At 56.5% G+C, this 18,747-nt stretch carries 17 protein-coding genes; 4 read left to right on the top strand and 13 right to left on the bottom strand.

Annotated elements, in window-relative coordinates:
- The 6 genes from phoU to ACZ5AL_RS01335 form a co-directional block, all read right to left on the bottom strand.
- Positions 1-723 carry a phosphate signaling complex protein PhoU gene (gene phoU, locus ACZ5AL_RS01360; protein ID WP_464511669.1) on the bottom strand — a complete coding sequence of 241 codons (723 nt, stop codon included), beginning with the start codon at positions 721-723 and terminating at the stop codon, positions 1-3.
- A gap of 36 nt (positions 724-759) precedes the next feature.
- Positions 760-1,656, bottom strand: coding sequence for a phosphate ABC transporter ATP-binding protein PstB (gene pstB / locus ACZ5AL_RS01355; RefSeq protein WP_464511668.1), 897 nt, complete (start codon positions 1,654-1,656; stop codon positions 760-762).
- 78 nt (positions 1,657-1,734) lie between these two features.
- Positions 1,735-2,610 carry a phosphate ABC transporter permease PstA gene (gene pstA, locus ACZ5AL_RS01350; protein WP_464511666.1) on the bottom strand — a complete coding sequence of 292 codons (876 nt, stop codon included), beginning with the start codon at positions 2,608-2,610 and terminating at the stop codon, positions 1,735-1,737.
- Positions 2,611-3,573, bottom strand: coding sequence for a phosphate ABC transporter permease subunit PstC (pstC, locus tag ACZ5AL_RS01345; protein ID WP_464511665.1), 963 nt, complete (start codon positions 3,571-3,573; stop codon positions 2,611-2,613).
- A gap of 82 nt (positions 3,574-3,655) precedes the next feature.
- The gene (locus ACZ5AL_RS01340; RefSeq protein ID WP_464511663.1) at positions 3,656-4,759 is read right to left on the bottom strand and encodes a PstS family phosphate ABC transporter substrate-binding protein; all 1,104 of its coding nucleotides are present in this window, start codon (positions 4,757-4,759) and stop codon (positions 3,656-3,658) included.
- 47 nt (positions 4,760-4,806) lie between these two features.
- On the bottom strand, positions 4,807-5,514 hold the full coding sequence (locus ACZ5AL_RS01335) for a response regulator transcription factor (protein WP_464511662.1): 708 nt from the start codon (positions 5,512-5,514) through the stop codon (positions 4,807-4,809).
- A gap of 182 nt (positions 5,515-5,696) precedes the next feature.
- On the opposite strand from ACZ5AL_RS01335, the gene ACZ5AL_RS01330 reads away from it, so the two are divergent.
- Positions 5,697-7,004 carry an MATE family efflux transporter gene (locus tag ACZ5AL_RS01330; RefSeq protein ID WP_464511661.1) on the top strand — a complete coding sequence of 436 codons (1,308 nt, stop codon included), beginning with the start codon at positions 5,697-5,699 and terminating at the stop codon, positions 7,002-7,004.
- 375 nt (positions 7,005-7,379) lie between these two features.
- On the opposite strand, the gene ACZ5AL_RS01325 is transcribed toward ACZ5AL_RS01330, so the two are convergent.
- From ACZ5AL_RS01325 to ACZ5AL_RS01300, 6 genes are all read right to left on the bottom strand, one after another.
- The gene (locus ACZ5AL_RS01325; RefSeq protein ID WP_464511659.1) at positions 7,380-8,063 is read right to left on the bottom strand and encodes a Uma2 family endonuclease; all 684 of its coding nucleotides are present in this window, start codon (positions 8,061-8,063) and stop codon (positions 7,380-7,382) included.
- Positions 8,064-8,161: 98 nt separating this feature from the next.
- The gene (locus ACZ5AL_RS01320) at positions 8,162-9,934 is read right to left on the bottom strand and encodes a DUF885 domain-containing protein (protein WP_464511658.1); all 1,773 of its coding nucleotides are present in this window, start codon (positions 9,932-9,934) and stop codon (positions 8,162-8,164) included.
- A gap of 121 nt (positions 9,935-10,055) precedes the next feature.
- The gene (htpX, locus tag ACZ5AL_RS01315; protein WP_464511657.1) at positions 10,056-10,889 is read right to left on the bottom strand and encodes a zinc metalloprotease HtpX; all 834 of its coding nucleotides are present in this window, start codon (positions 10,887-10,889) and stop codon (positions 10,056-10,058) included.
- Positions 10,890-11,009: 120 nt separating this feature from the next.
- The gene (locus ACZ5AL_RS01310) at positions 11,010-12,092 is read right to left on the bottom strand and encodes a septal ring lytic transglycosylase RlpA family protein (RefSeq protein WP_464511655.1); all 1,083 of its coding nucleotides are present in this window, start codon (positions 12,090-12,092) and stop codon (positions 11,010-11,012) included.
- Between the two features lie 44 nt (positions 12,093-12,136).
- Positions 12,137-12,457: a tetratricopeptide repeat protein gene (locus tag ACZ5AL_RS01305; RefSeq protein ID WP_464511654.1), complete on the bottom strand. Its 321-nt coding sequence runs from the start codon at positions 12,455-12,457 to the stop codon at positions 12,137-12,139.
- Positions 12,458-12,542: 85 nt separating this feature from the next.
- Positions 12,543-13,127, bottom strand: coding sequence for a hypothetical protein (locus tag ACZ5AL_RS01300; protein ID WP_464511653.1), 585 nt, complete (start codon positions 13,125-13,127; stop codon positions 12,543-12,545).
- Between the two features lie 133 nt (positions 13,128-13,260).
- On the opposite strand from ACZ5AL_RS01300, the gene alr reads away from it, so the two are divergent.
- The 3 genes from alr (at position 13,261) to ACZ5AL_RS01285 (ending at position 17,020) form a co-directional block, all read left to right on the top strand.
- The gene (gene alr, locus ACZ5AL_RS01295) at positions 13,261-14,424 is read left to right on the top strand and encodes an alanine racemase (RefSeq protein ID WP_464511652.1); all 1,164 of its coding nucleotides are present in this window, start codon (positions 13,261-13,263) and stop codon (positions 14,422-14,424) included.
- A 289-nt stretch (positions 14,425-14,713) separates the two neighbouring features.
- Positions 14,714-15,454 carry a response regulator transcription factor gene (locus tag ACZ5AL_RS01290; protein ID WP_464511650.1) on the top strand — a complete coding sequence of 247 codons (741 nt, stop codon included), beginning with the start codon at positions 14,714-14,716 and terminating at the stop codon, positions 15,452-15,454.
- 33 nt (positions 15,455-15,487) lie between these two features.
- Entirely contained in the window at positions 15,488-17,020 is a 1,533-nt protein-coding gene (locus tag ACZ5AL_RS01285) for a sensor histidine kinase (protein WP_464511649.1), read from the top strand.
- Positions 17,021-17,031: 11 nt separating this feature from the next.
- On the opposite strand, the gene argS is transcribed toward ACZ5AL_RS01285, so the two are convergent.
- On the bottom strand, positions 17,032-18,723 hold the full coding sequence (gene argS, locus ACZ5AL_RS01280; protein ID WP_464511648.1) for an arginine--tRNA ligase: 1,692 nt from the start codon (positions 18,721-18,723) through the stop codon (positions 17,032-17,034).
- Positions 18,724-18,747: the final 24 nt, after the last annotated feature.

Raw genomic sequence — 18,747 nt, 5'->3', positions numbered from 1 at the left:
TTAAGTATCGTCGTTATTGGACGACTCTGAGACCGATCGCTCGGAAGACGAAAGGCGCTGATGGCGGATGTCGGTCCCCTCGACCAGAAAAACAACGCCTTGCGCAATGTTCTTCGCATGGTCGGAGATACGCTCAATGGCCTTGCTGGTCGTAATCAAGTAGGACAAGGCTTCGGCGCGATCTGGATGCGTGCTAAGCTGTGCAATCAAGTCCGTCAGGTTCTGCGCATGAAGGCGATTGACCTGATGGTCGCGTGCAATAACCTGACGTGCGTGAACGCGATCTTTTTCAAGAAAAGACTGCTCGGCCTGGCGTAGCATATCGCGCGCCAGGTCTGCCATTTGGGGAATGGTCGTTTGCTCGATTAAGTCGGGCCATTCAGAAAGAGGCCGAACGTAACGAGCCAGGTTGCGACAATGATCGCCGATGCGTTCGAGATCTGTGTTGGTCTTCACGGCCATGATGAGCATGCGTAAGTCGGCAGCCACCGGCGTATGAAGGGCCAAGATCCGCTCGCAGTGGCGGTCAATGGCCAGCTCCATCGCATCGATTTCATGGTCGCGTGCAGCCACCTGTTCGCCCAGTTCGGCATCGCTTTGCACCAACGCGTTTACGGCGTCGGCGAGCTGCTCGTCAACGAGTTGCGCCATGTCAAGCAGGTGACCACGAAGCGTATTGAGCTCGTGGTCTAGCTGCGATGGGCTTTCGGAGGAAGCAGGCATAGGTCAGACACAATGGATAGAAAAGACCAAATCGGATCAGCCAAATCGGCCGGTTACATATGCTTCGGTGCGCTCTTTCTGCGGACGCGTGAAGACCTGTTCGGTCGGCCCCATTTCTATGAGACGCCCCATGTACAGGAAGACGGTGGTGTCGCTCACACGTGATGCTTGCTGCATGCTGTGTGTAACGACCACAATGGTGTAATCTTGACGCAGTTCGCTGATGGTATCCTCAAACTTGCCGGTGGCTACCGGGTCAAGTGCGCTGGTTGGCTCATCCATTAGCAAGATGTCGGGCTCTACAGCGAGGGCCCGTGCAATACACAGACGCTGTTGCTGCCCTCCACTAAGTCCGTAAGCACTGGTATGTAGGCGGTCTTTCACCTCATTCCAGAGAGCAGCCTGACGCAGGCATCGCTCGACCAGGGCGTCTTCATCGCCGGTATAGCCATTAATGCGTGCGCCCCAAATCACATTTTTGTAGATGGTTTTGGGAAATGGATTAGGCTTCTGAAATACCATGCCAATACGACGCCGCACCATGACCGGGTCGGCCTGGTAGATGTCTTGCCCATCTACGTGCACATTCCCCTTGAGCGTTGTCTCGGGAATGAGTTCGTTCATGCGGTTGAAGCAACGGATAAGTGTGCTCTTTCCACATCCCGATGGCCCGATGAACGCGGTAACCCGATTGGCCTTGATGTCCATCGAGATCCCTTGCAGCGCGTGAGTATCGCCATACCAGAAGTTAAGGTCGCTCACCCGGATTTTAGTTTCGGGGACCGGTTCCTGTGCCGCTTCTGGTACGCGACGGGCGGCCTGTTCCGGGTCGGGCGCCTGTCCGTTAGGGGAGCCCGGCGTAGCTGCGCGATCAGGCGCAGCGTCTTCAAAAGCTGAAGCATCGGCGTGAGACGATGAGTCAAGATCGGTCATAGTTGTCAAGCATCCGGTAAGGCAAAATACGAAGCCAGCTCGTACTGGCCACAATAGCAAGATCCATCTTGCAAAGAACTATCCTGCAAGCTGGTCCTCAAAGTAGTTGCGTAGCAGAATCGCCGACAGGTTCATCAGCAGCAAGAAAGCGAGCAGCACAATGATAGCCGCCGCCGCCAGTTCTTGGAATGCAGCCCCAGGCTCTTCGGTCCATTGAAAAACGAGCATGGGCAACGCGGTAAAGTCGTCGAGCACATGGGCGGGTGTGAAGTTGATGGCAAGGGCAGCCCCTACCAGTACGAGCGGCGCGGTCTCGCCCACCGCCCGGCTTAGCGACAAAATAATCCCTGTGAGAATGCCTGGCAGTGCCATCGGGATCAGATGGTGCCAGATGACCTGCGAACGAGTGGCCCCCAGCGCAAATGCGCTTTGCCGCACGCCTTGTGGAATAGAGCGAAGCGCTTCTTGGCTGCTGATGACGATAATGGGCAGGATTAGAAGCGAGAGCGTAAGGCCCGCTGCCAGCAGGCTACTTCCCATCGAAAACAGATACACAAACACGCCCAGCCCTAAAATGCCATACACGACCGACGGCACGCCGGCCAGGTTGGTGATGTTGACCTGAATCACGCGTTTAAATGGTCCTGCTTCGGCATATTCTTCGAGGTACAACGCCGTGCCTACGCCCAGAGGTACCGCCGTTACAGCAACGACCCCCATCAGATACAGCGATCCAATGAGCGCCGGCCAGATTCCAGAGCCTTCGGGCGTTGCACTGGGGTAGCCTGTTAGGAACGACCGACTGAGCCACCCTGCACCGGTCGTCACCACGTCAATGATGAGCGTAGCCAGTACAAGCAGTCCAAGGATGGTGCACAGAAACAGCACACCCGCCATGATGCGGCCATACCGCCGTCGTTTGTCCAGTTGGGGGTGAAAGGAAGGGGACTCCATTTAGTAGTTCTCGCGATACTGACGAATAATCCAGTTAGCAATGAGATTCATGCCCAGCGTAATCAGGTACAACAACAACCCAACAGCAAAGAGGCTTTGATAGCTTACCGTCCCCTGATCGATGTCCCCTTTTGCCACCTGCACAATAAATCCAGTCATGGTTTGAATCGATTCGAGCGGGTTGGCTGTGAGGTTGGCTGTGGCCCCCGCGGCAATCGCCACAATCATGGTCTCGCCAATCGCTCGGCTTAGCGCAAGGATGAAGCTGGCAATGATGCCACTGAGTGCAGCGGGCACGATAACACGAACAACGACCTCAAACTTGGTTGCGCCCAGTGCGTAGGCGCCAGCGGCAAGCGAATCGGGGACCGCCTGGATAGCGTCTTCGCTGACAGATGCAACCATGGGAATAATCATCACCCCTACAACAAGCCCCGCACTTAAGGCATTGAGCGGAGGAAGCGTAGAGTCGATGCCTTGCAGCACTACCCCCGACACAAACGTAAGCGCAAAGAATCCATAGACGACTGTAGGAACACCCGCAAGCACTTCCAGGCTTGGCTTAAGCCAGCGACGCGCTCGGGGCGATGCATACTCAGAAATATACACCGCGCTGGCCAGCCCAATGGGCATGGCCACAGCCGCTGCAATCGCCGTAATCAACAACGTTCCTCCAACCAACGGAAGCACCCCAAACGACGGATCCGTACCTGCAAAACGCCATTCGGTCCCGGTTAGAAAGTCGAGTAGGGGCACCTGTACAAAGAACCCGAAGGATTCATACAGCAGAATGCCAACAATGCCCAACGTGGTAACAACGGTGAGCAGCGCACACAGCCCCAACCCATACTTCACAGCCTGCTCACGCGGGCTGTTGTACACATTAGTCGATAAGTCTACTCCAGCGCTCGCATCGGAAGACGAGGGGGATACCGAGGCCGATTCGGGGGGCATGGTTGGCATGGATGCAGGTAACAATCGAAAGAGTAGGCAGAAACAGGCGGATGCTTGTTATACAGCCTGTCTTATCGCACACATGGTGGCGCTATAAGGATTCAGCGCCATTATGGTCGTCTGATGTGGTGGATGAAGCCGCTGGGTCGTCAAGCGCATCCGGGTCATCAGCCTGTTCGGGATTCATGCGCTCCAGCAAATCACGCACGTGCACGCCAATGGTTGGCCCGCCTCCGGCAAAGACACTGCCTTCAATCCGATTATCCAGGCGCTGCATCACCAAGTCGTAGACATCGGGTTCAAACGGAACGTACTCGGCCTGGCTTACAAACTGGATGGCGTTTTCGATGTAGTATCGGGCAAACGCTTCCACGTCAGAATTTGCCTCCATGCGAGCAATGTTCACGTAGATGAACTCGGGGCGGGCCAGCGGCTGGTAAGTGCCGTCACTCACCGTCTGCACGGTTGGTTCGACACAGCCATCGCCCTGCTCATTGTCAATTGCAACAGCCCGAAGGATGTCGCTGTTGTTCTGGTAGTAAGACATTCCAAAAAACCCAATGCCTCGCACATCTCGCGAGACGCCCTGAACGACGGCGTTATCAGTGTCGCTGGCGTTGTAGTCGCCCCGAATGCTTCCGCGCTCCCCATTGATAGCTGCAGTGAAGTAGTCAAACGATCCACTGGCCGCGGAGCGTCCGTAGAACCGGATCGGCTGATCGGGAAAGTCATCGCGCACCTGGTTCCAATTGCGAATAGTGCTTCCGCGCTCCCACAACGCACGCAACTCCGACACGGTGAGGCACTCCAGAAATTCGTTATCTGGGTGCGTGGCCACCGTCAATCCGTCGTATCCAATCGGAAGCTCAATGAACCGCACGCCGGCCTCTTCAGCGCGGCGTAGTTCGTCTTCACGAATGGGACGAGATGCCCCGGTGATGTCAGTTTCATTACGCATAAAGCGCTGAAAACCGGCCGAGGTGCCACTGTTGCTTCCCACAACACGCGCCTCGTCAAACTCTTTTTGATAGGATGCAATGGCTGCACGCGAGATGGGAAACACCGTGCTGGACCCATCGACACGCACCGTATCAGGCGGGTCGAAGCTGCAACCAGAAAGGATCCCCCCCAGAGCAAGCAGGGCCACCAGGGCACTCCCAACAGATGCACAAAGAATGCGTAGCAAACGAGTCATGAACAGGTCAAATAGCGAATAAAGGATGCCCAGAATTACGAGTGACGCTACTCTTTAAAGCGATAGCCTACGCCCTTCACGGTTTCGATGAGAGCGCTTCCTACTTTCTTGCGGATCTTACGGATGTGCACATCAACCGTACGGTCTACCACATACACGTCAGGTCCCCAAACCTCATCTAGAATCTCCTGGCGCGAGAACACTTTTCCCGGATGGGAAGCCAAGAAGTATAACAACTCGAACTCTTTTCGTGGAAGGCGAACCTCGTCTTCTTTCCCATTTTCACGCTCTTTATACACCAGATAACGATCTCGGTCAATCGTTATCGTGTGAATCGACAAGCGATCGGGGGGGGTGTCGTAGCGCTCGGCACTGCGAAGCAACGCTTTGGCTTGGCTTACGATTACGGAGATGGCTACCGGCTTGCTCAGGTAGATGTCGGCACCGGCATCTAATCCCTGCACTTGGTCATTCTCTTCAGACCGCGCAGTAAGCATCATGATAGGGATGGTTCGCATCGAAGCATCCTGCCGCAACCGCTGGCACACCTCAATGCCATCTAAGCGCGGCATCATCACATCTAGCACAATCAAATCCGGATGCGTCGCTTGTGCCTTTTCTAAGGCCTCAATGCCATCACGCGCCTGCTCCGTTTGGAAGCCCTCCTGGGTCATGTTGTAGTCAAGCAAACTAAGGAGGTCCTCTTCGTCATCAACCAAGAGAACCAACGGCGCATCATCAGACAAAGCAGCCACAAGCACCTAACGCGATTGTTGAGTATTGAGTTACGCTACTTGCATAATACTTCAGGCAAGGCACACGGTTGTTATGGGAGTTTTATCATTTCGGGATCCCCCGTTCTTCCTGTCGAACTTTGCAAATATGCATCCGTGTGTGAGGCGACGTATTTCTTTTCTTCCGTATTCGTGTGCCCACTGTGCGACTTTGGACCCAAGATGACCGTGCTATCTTCCGACTTGCTCTTCCAGCTCTAGCTGGACTGGCAGCCGATCCGCTGGTGTCGCTCGTAGATACGGCATTTGTTGGGCAACTCGGACGCGTTCCGCTGGCGGCGCTTGGGGTGAATGCCTCGCTGTTTTCCATGGCATTCGTCATCTTTAACTTCCTGGCGTACGGCACCACCCCGCGCGTAGGCCGCCATGTAGGCGAGGGCAACCGCGAAGCTGCTGGTCGCGTGGTCGTACGGGCGGTGGTGCTTGCGCTTATCGCCGGGGCTGTTGCATTAGCGACGCTTCAGGTGGCGGCGGTTCCGTTGCTGCGGTTGATGGGCGCCACAGGCGAACTCCTCGATCCAGCGCTAGAGTATCTGCGCATCCGAGCGTTTGCTGGCCCTGCTGTACTGCTTATTACTGCCGGACATGGAGCATTTCGAGGGTATCAGGACACACGCACGCCCATGTACATCACGATTGGGCTAAACTTAGTCAATCTGATTCTGGATCCGATTCTTATCTTTGGCCTCGGCTGGGGCCTGGCCGGAGCTGCAGTGGCTACTGTGGTTGCTCAATGGATCGGAGCCATTGCGTTTTTGTGGCTTCTGTTTCGCACCTACCGGAAACCATTTCAGATTCAATGGTTCTGGCCGGCTCTGCACACGCTAATGCCTCTCCTAAGGGTAGGTCGTGATCTCATCACACGCACTGCTGCACTGGTGGGCACCATGACACTTGCCACCGCTATAGCCACCCGCGTTGGCGTTACTGCGGTAGCGGCACATCAGGTGGCGGCTCAACTCTGGCTGTTTATGGCGCTTGTGGTGGATGCACTCGCCGTAGCCGCTCAAGCGCTGGTAGCGAAACACCTGGGCGCTGAAGATCCCAAGCGCGCACGCACAGTTTCAAACCGCCTGATCGGATGGGGGCTACTGCTCGGAGTGGGACTGGGTGCCGCCTTTGGACTGCTGCGTCCGGTTCTACCGGGCTTCTTTACTGACGACGCGGCTACCATCGCGGCCATCCTGACGGTATTTCCGATCGTCGCGCTCCTGCAACCGCTAAACGGATTTGTGTTTGTGGGCGACGGTATTTACATGGGAGCCGAGCGCTTTCCGTATCTGGCCAAGGCGATGCTACTCTCGGCAGGCGGGGCTGCGATCGTGCTGCTGCTTGTGCTGCCTATGGGATGGGGCCTTCTAGGCGTCTGGATGGGGATCACCACGCTCATGGTGCTGCGCACACTTACGCTGGTGATCCCATACGTACGGGGCAACATGCTTCAATCGTAGCGCGATGTTCGGTTAAGTGATTGACATGTGGTTTACATCATCGTAACCCGCCCCCTTCTGTCTGCCGACATCTCTCTTGGAGTACATGTTTAGCGACTTTCCACAAATCGCCGGGGACGCAAGCGGTCCTCGGCTATGGTTTTCCTCATATTGCATCGTCCTTAGCCCGGGATCAGAAGCGAAGCGGATATCCCAGGCGGCAATTGGGCCACGCAAAACAGATACCCCTTGGCCAACGGGGAGAAACCCGACACGAACGCGCAGGGCGACTGATGGAGCAAAACGGAATAAGGGAGAGGGGATTCGAAGAAGACAAAGCTGCGGTGTCCAACCGACTTATCATTTTTAGCGTCTACCCACTACCTCGCCTCCCAACTATTCCTTCTGCAGCCGGTCTACAAAGGCTTGATGGGCCTCTCCGCCAAGGGCGTCATTCAACCGCGCCAGCACCGCTGCCGGATCATCGTTCAGGAGAGCGCCAGCATCCAGCACCAGCCCTGGGAACGTCGTGCTGTGCAGGCACCCATCGTCATCCGGCGTCTGCACCGTGTACGCTCCACCGTCCAGTTGAAACCAGTCGATGCAGCCCTCCGCAATCTGCCACACCACATACTCCTGCACGCCATTGCGCCGATACGCACGCTTTTTGTCGTGCAAGTCGTACGCTGCGCTGCTGTGCGCCACCTCTACCACCAGCTCCGGTGGCCCCTCGATGTAGTCTTCATCGTTGATGCGCGACTGTCCGCCGCGTGCTTCATCAATGCGCAGAAGAGCATCGGGCTGCGGCTCGTTGTCGAGGTCGAGCTGCACGGTGGCGTTGTCATAAGAAAAGACGCCGGGCGTATGAGCGTCGTAAGTCATGAGCCACCCGGCAATAATGTTTTGCGGACGGGCATGGGCGTTAGCGTGAACAGGAGATGGCATATACACTTTTCCTTCGATAAGTTCGGCTTTTTTGACATCTGGCATCGCCTCGTAGCGCCGCTCAAACTCACGACGCGTGAGCCGGTCGCCGTTTTTAAGCTGGGGCGGAGCCGATACGGCAGTGGGCATAGCCATGATACAAAAGGACCGGTGAAGCATACGGCGGATATGCAGGATCTCCTGCTTTGTGCAGAAACGATGGACCTGCATGAGAGATCCCTTCGTTGGCGCTGCTACTCCGCATCTGCACGGGTCTGCTCGATGTACCGATCCACGGCATCCTGTAGCACCGGCAGTGGCACCGAGCCGTTGGACAGCACTACATCGTGGAAGGTGCGTACGTCGAAGTCATCGCCCAGAGCGCTCTCGGCTTCGGCGCGCATATCGCGAATCGCCAGTTCGCCAATTTTGTACGCCAGCGCCTGCCCCGGCCAGGCAATATAGCGGTCGACCTCGGTGGTGATGTTGTGCAGCGATAACGCCGAGTTCTCCGCCATAAAGTCGATGGCTTCCTGACGGCTCCAGTCCAGCGCATGCATACCAGTATCAACCACCAGACGCAGGGCACGCCACATCTCGTAGGTGAGGCGCCCAAAGTCGCTGTACGGATCCTCGTAGAAGCCGTCCACTTCCAGGCCCAGCCGCTCGGCGTAGAGCGCCCAGCCTTCCACAAACGCGGTAAAGCTGGAGAAGCGACGGAACGGCGGCAGGTCCTCTAGCTCCTGCTGCAGCGCAATCTGCAGGTGGTGCCCCGGCACGGCCTCATGTAGCGAGAGAGCCTCTACCTCGTAGAGCGGACGGCTTGCCAGGTCGTGCGTGTTCACGTAGTAGAATCCAGCACGCGTGCCGTCTCCTGCCGGGCGCTGGTAGTAGGCAGTGGTGGTGCGCGGGGCGATGTAGTCGGGTACCGGACGTATTCCGTAGGGCATGCGCGGAAGGGTTTCGAAAAGCTCAGGCAGAGCACCGTCCATGCGCTTGAGCACGTAAGCCACCTCTTTCATAAGCTCCTCGGGCGTATCCGCATAGAACTGATCGTCGGTGCGCAAGAACTCGACGAATGCATCGAAGTCATCATCAAAGCCCTCGGCCTCCACGATCTTCATCATCTCATTGCGGATGCGCTCAACCTCCTCTAGCCCGGTTTGGTGGACCTCCTCAGGGGTCAGGTCGAGCGTGGTGAAGTACCAGACGCGATGCGAGTAAAAGTCCTCGCCGTCAGGCAGATCGGCCGCGGCAATCGTTTCGCGTGATGCAGGGATGTATTCACCTTCCATGAACTCCAGGAACGCCTCGTAGCCGGGCACCACAGCCTCCATGATAGCCGCTTTGCCCTCGTCCTGCAGCCGCTCTTGCTCTTCTTCAGAGATGCGGCTTGGAAACGACTCGAATGCATCGTAGAGTTGATGATCGGTGGGGTCGTCTACGATGTGTGGGGTGATGGCGTCCTGGGCATCCTCAAGCACAATAACGGGCAGCACGTAGCCCTCTTCGATGCCCGTACGCATGATGGTGATGTGCTCATCGGTATAGCGACCAAACGCCTGCAGCCGCGCGATGAAGTCCTCGTAGTCGGCTACCGTATTCAGCGGCATGCGGTCGGCCAACTGCGGAAACGAGATATGGAAGCCGCTGCGGTTGCTGATGGGCATCAGGTAGGTGCGGAAGTCATGCTCGGCGATGCGCCGCTGCAGCACCTGCGCAAAGATGTCGTAATTGACCTGGTCGTCGCGGTCGAGTGCGCTGCGGTCGATGTTCTGCAGCTGCTCCAAGAATGCCTCCTCCTGCTCGCGCTCCGCATGCGCAGCGGCCACACTCACCTCCGGAAGCTGGTCGTTGTACACGTGCACGCCAACCGACGTCGCGAAGAGCGGGTTGGTCTGCAGCCGGTACTGCCACGCCTCATCAAACAGGTCGTGGAGCGTATCGGACGGACTCTGTGCTGCACTGGGTACGGCCAGTGCAAGCAGCAAGCACACAGTGAAAGGGAGGCGAAGCAAGTTGCGCATAGCAGCACAGGGATGGATCCATAAAGCACGGATCCACAACATAGCGAGCGCACGGCTTTTGTGCCAGCCCTCACCATGCGGACAGCAATGGCATTATCAACTGCTTCTGTGCGTCACAGCATCACACGCCCGTGCGCGCCAGTTCGCGGAGTCGCGCCACACGTTCTTCGGTCGACGGATGCGTAGAGAAGAGGCTTCGCAGCCCACTTAGTGCTCCAGAAAACGGATTCACAATAAAGAGGTGCGACGTCGCCTCGCTACCGCCCTGCATAGGGCGCTGTTGAGCGGCGGCCTCCAGCCGTTGTAACGCATTGGCAAGCCCGTGCGGATTCCCTGCAATGCGAGCACCGTCGCGGTCGGCCACGTACTCGCGCGAGCGCGAAATTGCCATCTGAATTACAATAGCCGCTAGCGGAGCGAGAATCATCATCAGTAGCATGCTTACGATATTCTGGTCACGCCCGCCGAAAAAGAATCCGAAACGCGCCAGGAGGGTGATTGCCGCGGCCATCGTCGCGGAGATGGATGAGATCAGGATGTCGCGGTTTTTGATGTGAGCCAGCTCATGGGCAATCACGCCCTCAAGCTCTTGGCGATTCATCATACGCAGCAATCCCTGGGTGACAGCCACGACTCCGTTTTGCGGGTTGCGCCCGGTAGCAAATGCGTTGGGCTGATCTTGCGGAATGATGCACACCCGTGGCATGGGCAGATCGGCCTGCTTGCGAAGGCGATCGACCATATCGTACAGTTCAGGTGCTTCAGACCGCTGTACTTCTTGCGCACCGTGCATTTTTAGCACGATGGAGTCGCTAAACCAGTAGCTGAAGAAGTTGAGTCCAAGCGCAATGACAAGGGCAATGGTCATGCCGCCGGTGCCGCCAATGGCACTGCCTACCAGAGCAAACAGCACAATCATGAACGCCATCAGGGCGGTGGTACGAAGAATACGCATGGCAATACAGGGGGTTGGGGAACGATACATCAGCGCTATTGCGATGCATCTGCACACACACCAAACCCTGTGCCGCGCCCTCCTTTTCTGCCGATCTGACAGTGAGGCGTTACGGGGTTGTCAAACGGTCTCACGCCATACAATGCGAAGGTCAAGCTCCGTCTCTCCTTCGATAGCAAGGGCCTTAGCAGCGGCCGCTGAGATCTCCATGCCATTGACGCTGCGGTCTACAACCCGTACAAACACATGCGCCCCTGTGTCAGGGTGCGAAAGCAGGAGCACAGCACCATAGGACAATGTCCCATGACTCACAACATACGATGTTGGTTCGTATGCAGCACCGCTGGCGGTAAGGCGGCCTTCAAACGAATCGGGAAAAATCGTGACTGATTTGGTGGTATCGGGAGCGGCCCAGGTGTCGAGAAGGGTGGACTGTTGGCTGGGTATACGCAGCTCCTGCCCGACCGAAATGGTGGGGGCGTCTAAATCGTTTGCTGCCTGCAACCTGCGCACGCTCACCCCATACTCGCCTGCAATGCTGTACAGCGTTTCCCCTTCTTCAACGGTATGCCCATCAGCCCGGACCCGATCGACAGGCACGACGACACGATCGGGCAGTGCATCGGGGCGATCGTTCCAGTGCCACAACGAGTCGGCAGCAACACCCGTACGGAGCGCTAAGTCGATCCAGGTTGCCCCTTCAGGACGTTCGACCTCGGTTCGATCTGGGTACTCCTCACGAGGCACGGAAGCTCCTTCGTGTTCAGAGGTCGGCACCTGGTTGTCTGAATCGGCAGAAACGGTGTCGGGGGTTGGTCCTGCGGACGGCGCTTCTGCAGCCTCATCAGGGGAGGATGTGTCTGCTGGATCCTCCTCTGCCGCAACGGGGGGCAACTCATCGGCAAGGGTCCACTCCGAATCGGTGGTATCTTCCGCCGGGGTCTGCTCACCGGAGGAGGCAGCGGCCTCACCGAGCGGACGGATGCGAAGCGTATCCCCAATAGCAAGGTCGGTGACATCCTCTAAATCATTCCAGGTCTGCAAATCTTGCACAGAGGCTCCTGACTCCTGACCGATCCGAAAGAGCGTGTCGCCTTCTTTTACGACATAGGTGCTATCTGAAATAGCTTGTGCGGAAACCGGAGAGGCGAACAGAGCACTCATGAGGAGCAGACTCCCAACTCCTTGTAAAAGCAATTGCATAATGGCATAGGGATTCGTCCAACAGCAGGTGGGAGAGCTACGCGTTAGAACCCAACGCCTCGGGCTTGCATGAGCGCGTCTTGTAGCTCTGACAAGTTTTTGCGATCGTGTTGCTTCTGAGCCACGGCAATGCCTTGCTCATAGGTCTCAATGGCCTCGTCGGTACGGTTAAGTTGCTCATAAAGCTTACCCAGGTGGTAGTACGTACCGAGATAGTCGGGATGGTCGGCCACTAGGTCTTCGAAATAGGAAAGGGCGGTTTCCGTTTTGTCTTGTTTCAGATATTCCTGTGCAAGCGCAAACCGGGTGAATGGATCGTCGGGGTCTTCGTCGAGAAATTCGTGGAGGCGAGCAAGGCGATCCATAGACATCATCAATCACAGACAAAAGAGTACGGACGAATCCGATACGAAGCAGCCCGGGCAAGTGTGCCGCTGACGTCCGAACAGCTTATGGTGAGGTTGTGGTGTTGGCTTCGGTCATGGCTTCGCCGTGCGAAACAATGAGATGAAGCGGCGCTTGGCGGACCGTCGAGATGTACACTGGGTCGGCCATCCCTAAAACAACCGGATATGTGTACGACTCGATGCGCTGGAAGAAGTACTCGACTGTAGAGGGTGTAGCATCATCGGTTTCACCATCAGGCGCATCTACGTGGGTCCACGTGAGTAGCGGGTCGAGCGGATCGAAAAACAGAACGGCCTGCTCTTCGGCCCCGCTGTCAAAAGCTTTGCGTAGGCCATTCTGTGTTTGTCCACGCCGTTCGCCAAGCAGCGTTTGCAGATTAAACTGAAGCGCGTTATGGTCGGTGTGGGCAAGGATACGTCCAAACGTAGATTGGCGCTCGGGCCGGTCTCCTCCAACGAGCAGGATACAGGGCCCCGGCTCAGCAAGCACTGCAGTACAGTGGGCATCAAAGCGCGTACCCGCATGCGAGATTGTGGGAACAGGGGATGTCTTTGGATCTGAGGTTGAATCGGTCATAGAGCCGGTACCACCCGCATTATTGGTGTAGATACGGTGAATGGGTGTCACAGCAGATGCATTGTGGATGTTCCAGCTTCGTTTGGCTGTCTCTTGCCCGGCACACAGTGTATGATCGGAACTTGTATAGAAGGGTAATCCTACAGCACACGACCTAGTATTCCTACGATTGCTATCTGTACTCATGCCCGAGGCCACGGTGCAAGCCTCCATTCGGCTCGACCACATCCGCCACAATGTGGATGTGCTGGGTAGCCAGTCTCAGCCAGCCCGCCTCATGGCCGTGTTAAAGGCGGATGCGTATGGGCATGGGTTACCGACGGTGGCCAGCACACTCGCCAATGCGGGGGTATCGGCATTTGCGGTGGCTCGCGTGCACGAAGCAGTTGCCTTGCGCAATGCGGGGTTGCGTGGTCTCATTCTGGTACTGGCCCCCCCTACCGTGGACGAGCTGCCGCTGTTTGTGCGCCATGCCCTACACGCGTCCGTTACCAGTCCTCAGGTGGCCGAACTACTCATCAACGCTTCACTATCGGCGCCATTGCCCATTCACCTTAAGGTAGATACAGGCATGCACCGGCTAGGTGTTGATGCGACGCAAGCGGCCTCCTGGTGGACGCGCCTCCACAACGCCCCAAGCGTCCATCCAGATGGCGTGTATACACACCTTGCCACTGCCAACACCCCCGACCACCCACTTAATGAGACCCAATTGCAACGCTTTCAACAAGTGTTGAAGGCCCTTTCGCCGTCTCCTCATACGGTCCACGTAGCGAATACAGATGCCCTCGTAAACTTACAAGAGACCCTCCCTAAAAATACTCAGTATGTTCGGTGTGGGCTTGGCCTGTACGGACTTACATCTACGCCATCTTCTCCATCTATTTCCCCTGTTCACGATGCCCTGCGTCCGGCGCTTGCATTGTCAGCGCGTGTCTTGCATGTACACACTGTACCACAGGGCGAGACGGTGTCGTACGGTGCCCAGTGGACGGCCCCTAGTGATACCTGTGTAGCCACCATTGGAATTGGCTACGGCGATGGATATCCGCGTGCAGCCACTGGAAAAGCCGAGGTACGCGTGCATGGCACCCGACGCCCACTCGTGGGTACAGTATGTATGGATTTGTGCATGGTCGATCTTGGCGCCCCCACCAGCCCACTCGCACAGCGTACCAATCCGGGTGACCATGTCGTCATTTTTGACGAACAAGGGCCAACGTTGCATGAGGTGGCAGCCTGGAGCGGCACGATTCCGTATGAAATCTGTTGTCAACTAGCCCCGAGGGTTCCCCGTACTTACTTGGACCGCGACACCGTCTGTACAGGCCCTCATGGAACAATATAGAACGAGTATCATCGTTAATTTTACTGTCCTCATGCCATTGATTGTTAGATGTGGCTCTTTCCTTGAGCTGCACAGCAACGCTGTGCTTTAGAATCATACCGTCTTTGGCCCGTTGTACCTGTAGCCCGTTGGTCTCGAATTGTCCTTCTTGGCTACCGAGACCACGTGTCCTTGCCGCGCTACTGCAGCGTGCTGCATCTTAGCCTGCCGTTCTGTATACGTACAGGCTCGTCGCTACCAGACGGTCCCCTTTGATTGCTTGTTTTCCTCCTTTAATTTCTACAATCTTATGCCAACTACTGCCAACCCCGAAGATATCAACATTCTCGTTGTCGATGATGAAGAGGGGGTCCGTGACTCACTCGACATTTTCTTGAGTGCTGAAGGATACAGCGTCCAAACCGTCGAAAGCGGAGAGGAAGCGCTGGAAACGGTATCGCCCGATACCAACCTCATCATTCTCGACATTATGATGCCCGAAATGGACGGGTTCGAAGTCTGTAAAAAACTGCGCTCTCGCGTAGAAACGGAAATGATCCCGATCATCTTCCTGAGCGCCAAAGATGAGGTCAAAGACCAAATTGAAGGGCTGACAATCGGGGCCGACGACTACCTCGTTAAGGAGGTGGGCCGCGACCAAGAAACCATGAAGCAGCTTTTGCTCGCCCGAGTCAAAGCTGTGTTGCGTCGTTCTGGCATTGAGGAAAGCAGCGTCATTGAGCAGGGCGACCTTACCATCTACGAAGATGAGTATAAAGCTCATCTTAACGGTGAGGACCTGGAGCTTACGCTCACCGAGTTTGAGCTGCTGCGTTACCTGGTCCGCCACGACCGCAAAGCTTTCACGCGCCAGCAACTGCTCGAAACCATCTGGAAAGACCACATGATGGTCACTGAGCGTACGGTGGATGCACACATCAAAAACCTGCGGGAGAAGCTTGGCGACTTCTCCGAACGCATTCAAACAGTGCGTGGCGTTGGGTATCGCTTTGTGCCTGAGGATAGTGAAGCCGAACGCTCCAACGCGTAGCGTTGCGTCCTACACGATCTGCCTGTGGCCTGGATGTACCGTTGCGTACTCCAGGCCTTTCTTTTTGTCTCACTGCTTTCGCCCCTCCTCATCTTGTTTGACTCGCTCTGGAACCGGCTCTTACCCAAACGCAAGGATACCCAGTTTTGGATGGTGGCCACCTTTGCCCTATTCGTAGGGGTAGCTTTTGTGCTGGTGGCCCTCTACGTGTTTCTGATCTTCCGTAGCGACATCCGCAGTGCCATGGAGCAAACGCTTCAAAACAAGGCAGAACGCATTGCGCTTCAGATGGAGCAGCTCGACACAACTGCCGATCGGGCAGAGGCGCTCATGCACTTGCGTACCACCACCGAGTGGTCAATTACGGTAGCCACCCCAGACACCACCCTCGGAGACGCCCCCTATACGCCAACCAGCGCACGGCCGAACCAAGAACCGCTTTTTGACGTGAGCGCACTCGGCACGCTAACGGAGAATACCATACGGTTCCAAAACCACCTGCGTGCAAGCGAACCTCGGCTGTTTTATGCTACCTTGTATCGACCGGACGCCAACCTGGTGATTCAAGTAGGACAAACGGCCTCTCCCCTCTACCGCTTGCTTGAACGAAGTCAAATCATCATCATTGCAGGCATGTCGCTTGCCTTTATTCTGGCCATCATTGGCAGCTGGGTGGCCGCTTCACGCATCACGCGTCCGCTGAAGCGTATTCGCAATACGGCACAACGCGTGAGCCGTGGCGAGATTACCGGACGCATTCGGATTGAAAGCCGGGCAGCTGAAATCCAGGATCTCGCCAAAAGCCTCAATCGCGCCTCTGACAGCTTCCGCGAGCAAATAAACGAACTGGAGCGTATGGCGCAACTGCAAAGCGAGTTTATCGGCAACGTATCGCATGAGGTGCGCAACCCAATTTTTGCGATCAGTGGGTACCTCGAAGCACTGGGCACAAACAATCTAGACCCCAACAAACGAAGTCGCTACGCCGACAAAGCTCTCAATAGCTTGCGGCGCCTTCAGAACCTGTTTAATGATCTGATTGAGATTGCCCGCCTGGAATACCGCGAAGACCTCATTGATGAGCGGGTCTTCAACCTGAAAGAGCTGGTCGAGGAGGTCGTGGAGATGTTGCGTCCCAAAGCCGAGCGCAAGGGACTTGATCTGGAAATCGATATTCCCAGCTTTGATGTGCAGGGCGACCGCGCACGCATACGGCAGGTGCTGCTCAACCTAATCGAAAATGCCATTGCGTACACCGATGAAGGCACCGTACGCTGCCGCATTACGCGCCGCCTGAACAAGGTACGTATTGAAGTGGTGGATACGGGCAAAGGTATCCCTGAAGACCACCTCGACCGCATTTTCGAGCGCTTCTACCGCGTCGATCCCGATCGGTCACGCAAAAGCGGCGGTACCGGGTTAGGCCTCAGCATCGTCAAACAGATTCTGCAGGCGCATGGGGAATCGATTCAGGTAGAAAGCACTGAGGGACGCGGCACTCGCTTCCGGTTTGAGCTCCCCCACGCCGATGATGGAAGCACCGAAAACGGCGAGGCGTCGGCTTAAATCGCTCCGCGCTACAGCGTTTCGGGAGCACTAATGCCAAGCACTGCAAGGCCATTCGCCAACACTGTGCGGGTGGCATGCGCCAGTTGAAGCCGCGCTGCCCCAAGTGCCTCCGACTCGGCTCCAACAATATGGCACGAGTTATAAAACTGCGAAAACGCGGCAGCCACCTCCCGTAGATACGTGGCCACGTGGTGTGGTGCACGCTGAGCTGCAGCCCTGTCAATGACTTCAGGAAAACGAAGCAGTTCTTTGATCAAAGCTGCTTCGTCATCGTGCGTAAGCAGGGTCAGGTCCACTTCAGCAGTGTCATCCAAGCCCACCTCGGCGGCCTTATCATAAATCGAGCAGATACGCGCATGGGCGTACTGCAGGTAGAACACCGGATTTTTGTCGCTCGCCTCAGTGGCCAGATCTAGATCAAAGTCGAGGTGCGTTGAGGGATTGCGCATTAAAAAGAAAAAGCGCGTCACGTCGGCAGTCACCTCGTCGATCAGGTCGTCGAGCGTCACGTAGTTGGCGCGGCGCGTGCTCATTTTCACGGGCTCGCCATCACGAATGAGGGTGACAAATTGATAGAGCAACACTTCGACGCGATCGGCCTGGTAGCCGAGCACCTCTAGCGCGCTGATCACATCCGGATACGTAGCTACGTGGTCGGCCCCTAGCACGTCGATAATGACATCAAAGCCGCGCTCGAACTTGTCGGCGTGGTAGGCAATGTCGGGGGTGCGGTACGTAGGCTCGCCCGTTTGCTTGATGAGCACGGTGTCTTTGTCTTTGCCGAAGTCGGTGGTTCTGAACCAGAGTGCTCCTTCTTTTTCGTAGGTCACGTCGGCCTCATTGAGGGCCTCCACCGTATCGGCAACCCGAGCGTCGTCGTAAAGCTGCCGCTCATTGAAGTACTGATCCATCTCAATACCGAGGCGTTGCAGCGTAGCTTCAATCTCGGCAAAGATGATGTCTTCGGCTCGGTCTTGAAACGGACGGAGTGACTCGGTAGTGAGCAGCGCCGCGCCGTGATCGTCGGCCAGTGTTTGGGCAATGTCGATAATGTACGCGCCCAGATATCCCTCTTCGGGAAACGAGACGGGCACTTCGGTGGTGGTGCCATCATCGTGGGTGAGCGTCTTCATCTCCACATCCGACACCAACTCTTCGTAACGCGCCCGAACCGATTGTGCCAGCACACGCATTTGGCGCCCGGCATCGTTAAAGTAATACTCGCGGGTGACATCGTGGCCCGTCCATTCGAGCAGATTGGCAACGGTGTCGCCCAGCACCGCGTTGCGCCCGTGCCCTACCGTTAGCGGGCCTGTGGGGTTGGCGCTCACGTACTCAACGATGGCCGACTTCCCGGCTCCGGTATCAGTTTGTCCGTAAGTGGCACCTGCTTGCAGCAATGTCTGTAGCGCATCCGTTAGGTAGGTATCGGCCAGGCGGATGTTGATGAACCCTGGTCCGGCTACTTCGACGGCTTCCACGCGGGCCGGGTCAACACGCTCGCGAAGCTGCTGCGCCAACTCTTCTGCAATGGCGCGTGGGTTGTTTTTGAGCACGCTAGCCAGTCGCATCGCGGTGTTGGTTGCCCAATCGCCATGTTCGGGTTGGGCCGGACGCTCCAGCTCGACCTCAAAGTCGTCGGGAACGGCATCGTACGTGGCGAGGATGGCGCGCAGGTGCTGGCGGAGTTGATCTTGCATAGCAGCAGGCAGTCATACAAAAGG

It is taken from the genome of Natronotalea proteinilytica, from assembly GCF_055379935.1.
This window is presented reverse-complemented; position numbering and strand designations above follow the sequence as displayed.

Coding starts and splice junctions, on each gene's coding strand:
- ACZ5AL_RS01325 (WP_464511659.1), bottom strand. CDS start 8,063: ATGGCTATGCCCACTGCCGTATCGGCTCCGCCCCAGCTTAAAAACGGC.
- phoU (WP_464511669.1), bottom strand. CDS start 723: ATGCCTGCTTCCTCCGAAAGCCCATCGCAGCTAGACCACGAGCTCAAT.
- pstC (WP_464511665.1), bottom strand. CDS start 3,573: ATGCCAACCATGCCCCCCGAATCGGCCTCGGTATCCCCCTCGTCTTCC.
- ACZ5AL_RS01340 (WP_464511663.1), bottom strand. CDS start 4,759: ATGACTCGTTTGCTACGCATTCTTTGTGCATCTGTTGGGAGTGCCCTG.
- pstA (WP_464511666.1), bottom strand. CDS start 2,610: ATGGAGTCCCCTTCCTTTCACCCCCAACTGGACAAACGACGGCGGTAT.
- pstB (WP_464511668.1), bottom strand. CDS start 1,656: ATGACCGATCTTGACTCATCGTCTCACGCCGATGCTTCAGCTTTTGAA.
- alr (WP_464511652.1), top strand. CDS start 13,261: ATGCCCGAGGCCACGGTGCAAGCCTCCATTCGGCTCGACCACATCCGC.
- ACZ5AL_RS01285 (WP_464511649.1), top strand. CDS start 15,488: ATGTACCGTTGCGTACTCCAGGCCTTTCTTTTTGTCTCACTGCTTTCG.
- htpX (WP_464511657.1), bottom strand. CDS start 10,889: ATGCGTATTCTTCGTACCACCGCCCTGATGGCGTTCATGATTGTGCTG.
- argS (WP_464511648.1), bottom strand. CDS start 18,723: ATGCAAGATCAACTCCGCCAGCACCTGCGCGCCATCCTCGCCACGTAC.
- ACZ5AL_RS01310 (WP_464511655.1), bottom strand. CDS start 12,092: ATGCAATTGCTTTTACAAGGAGTTGGGAGTCTGCTCCTCATGAGTGCT.
- ACZ5AL_RS01305 (WP_464511654.1), bottom strand. CDS start 12,457: ATGGATCGCCTTGCTCGCCTCCACGAATTTCTCGACGAAGACCCCGAC.
- ACZ5AL_RS01320 (WP_464511658.1), bottom strand. CDS start 9,934: ATGCGCAACTTGCTTCGCCTCCCTTTCACTGTGTGCTTGCTGCTTGCA.
- ACZ5AL_RS01290 (WP_464511650.1), top strand. CDS start 14,714: ATGCCAACTACTGCCAACCCCGAAGATATCAACATTCTCGTTGTCGAT.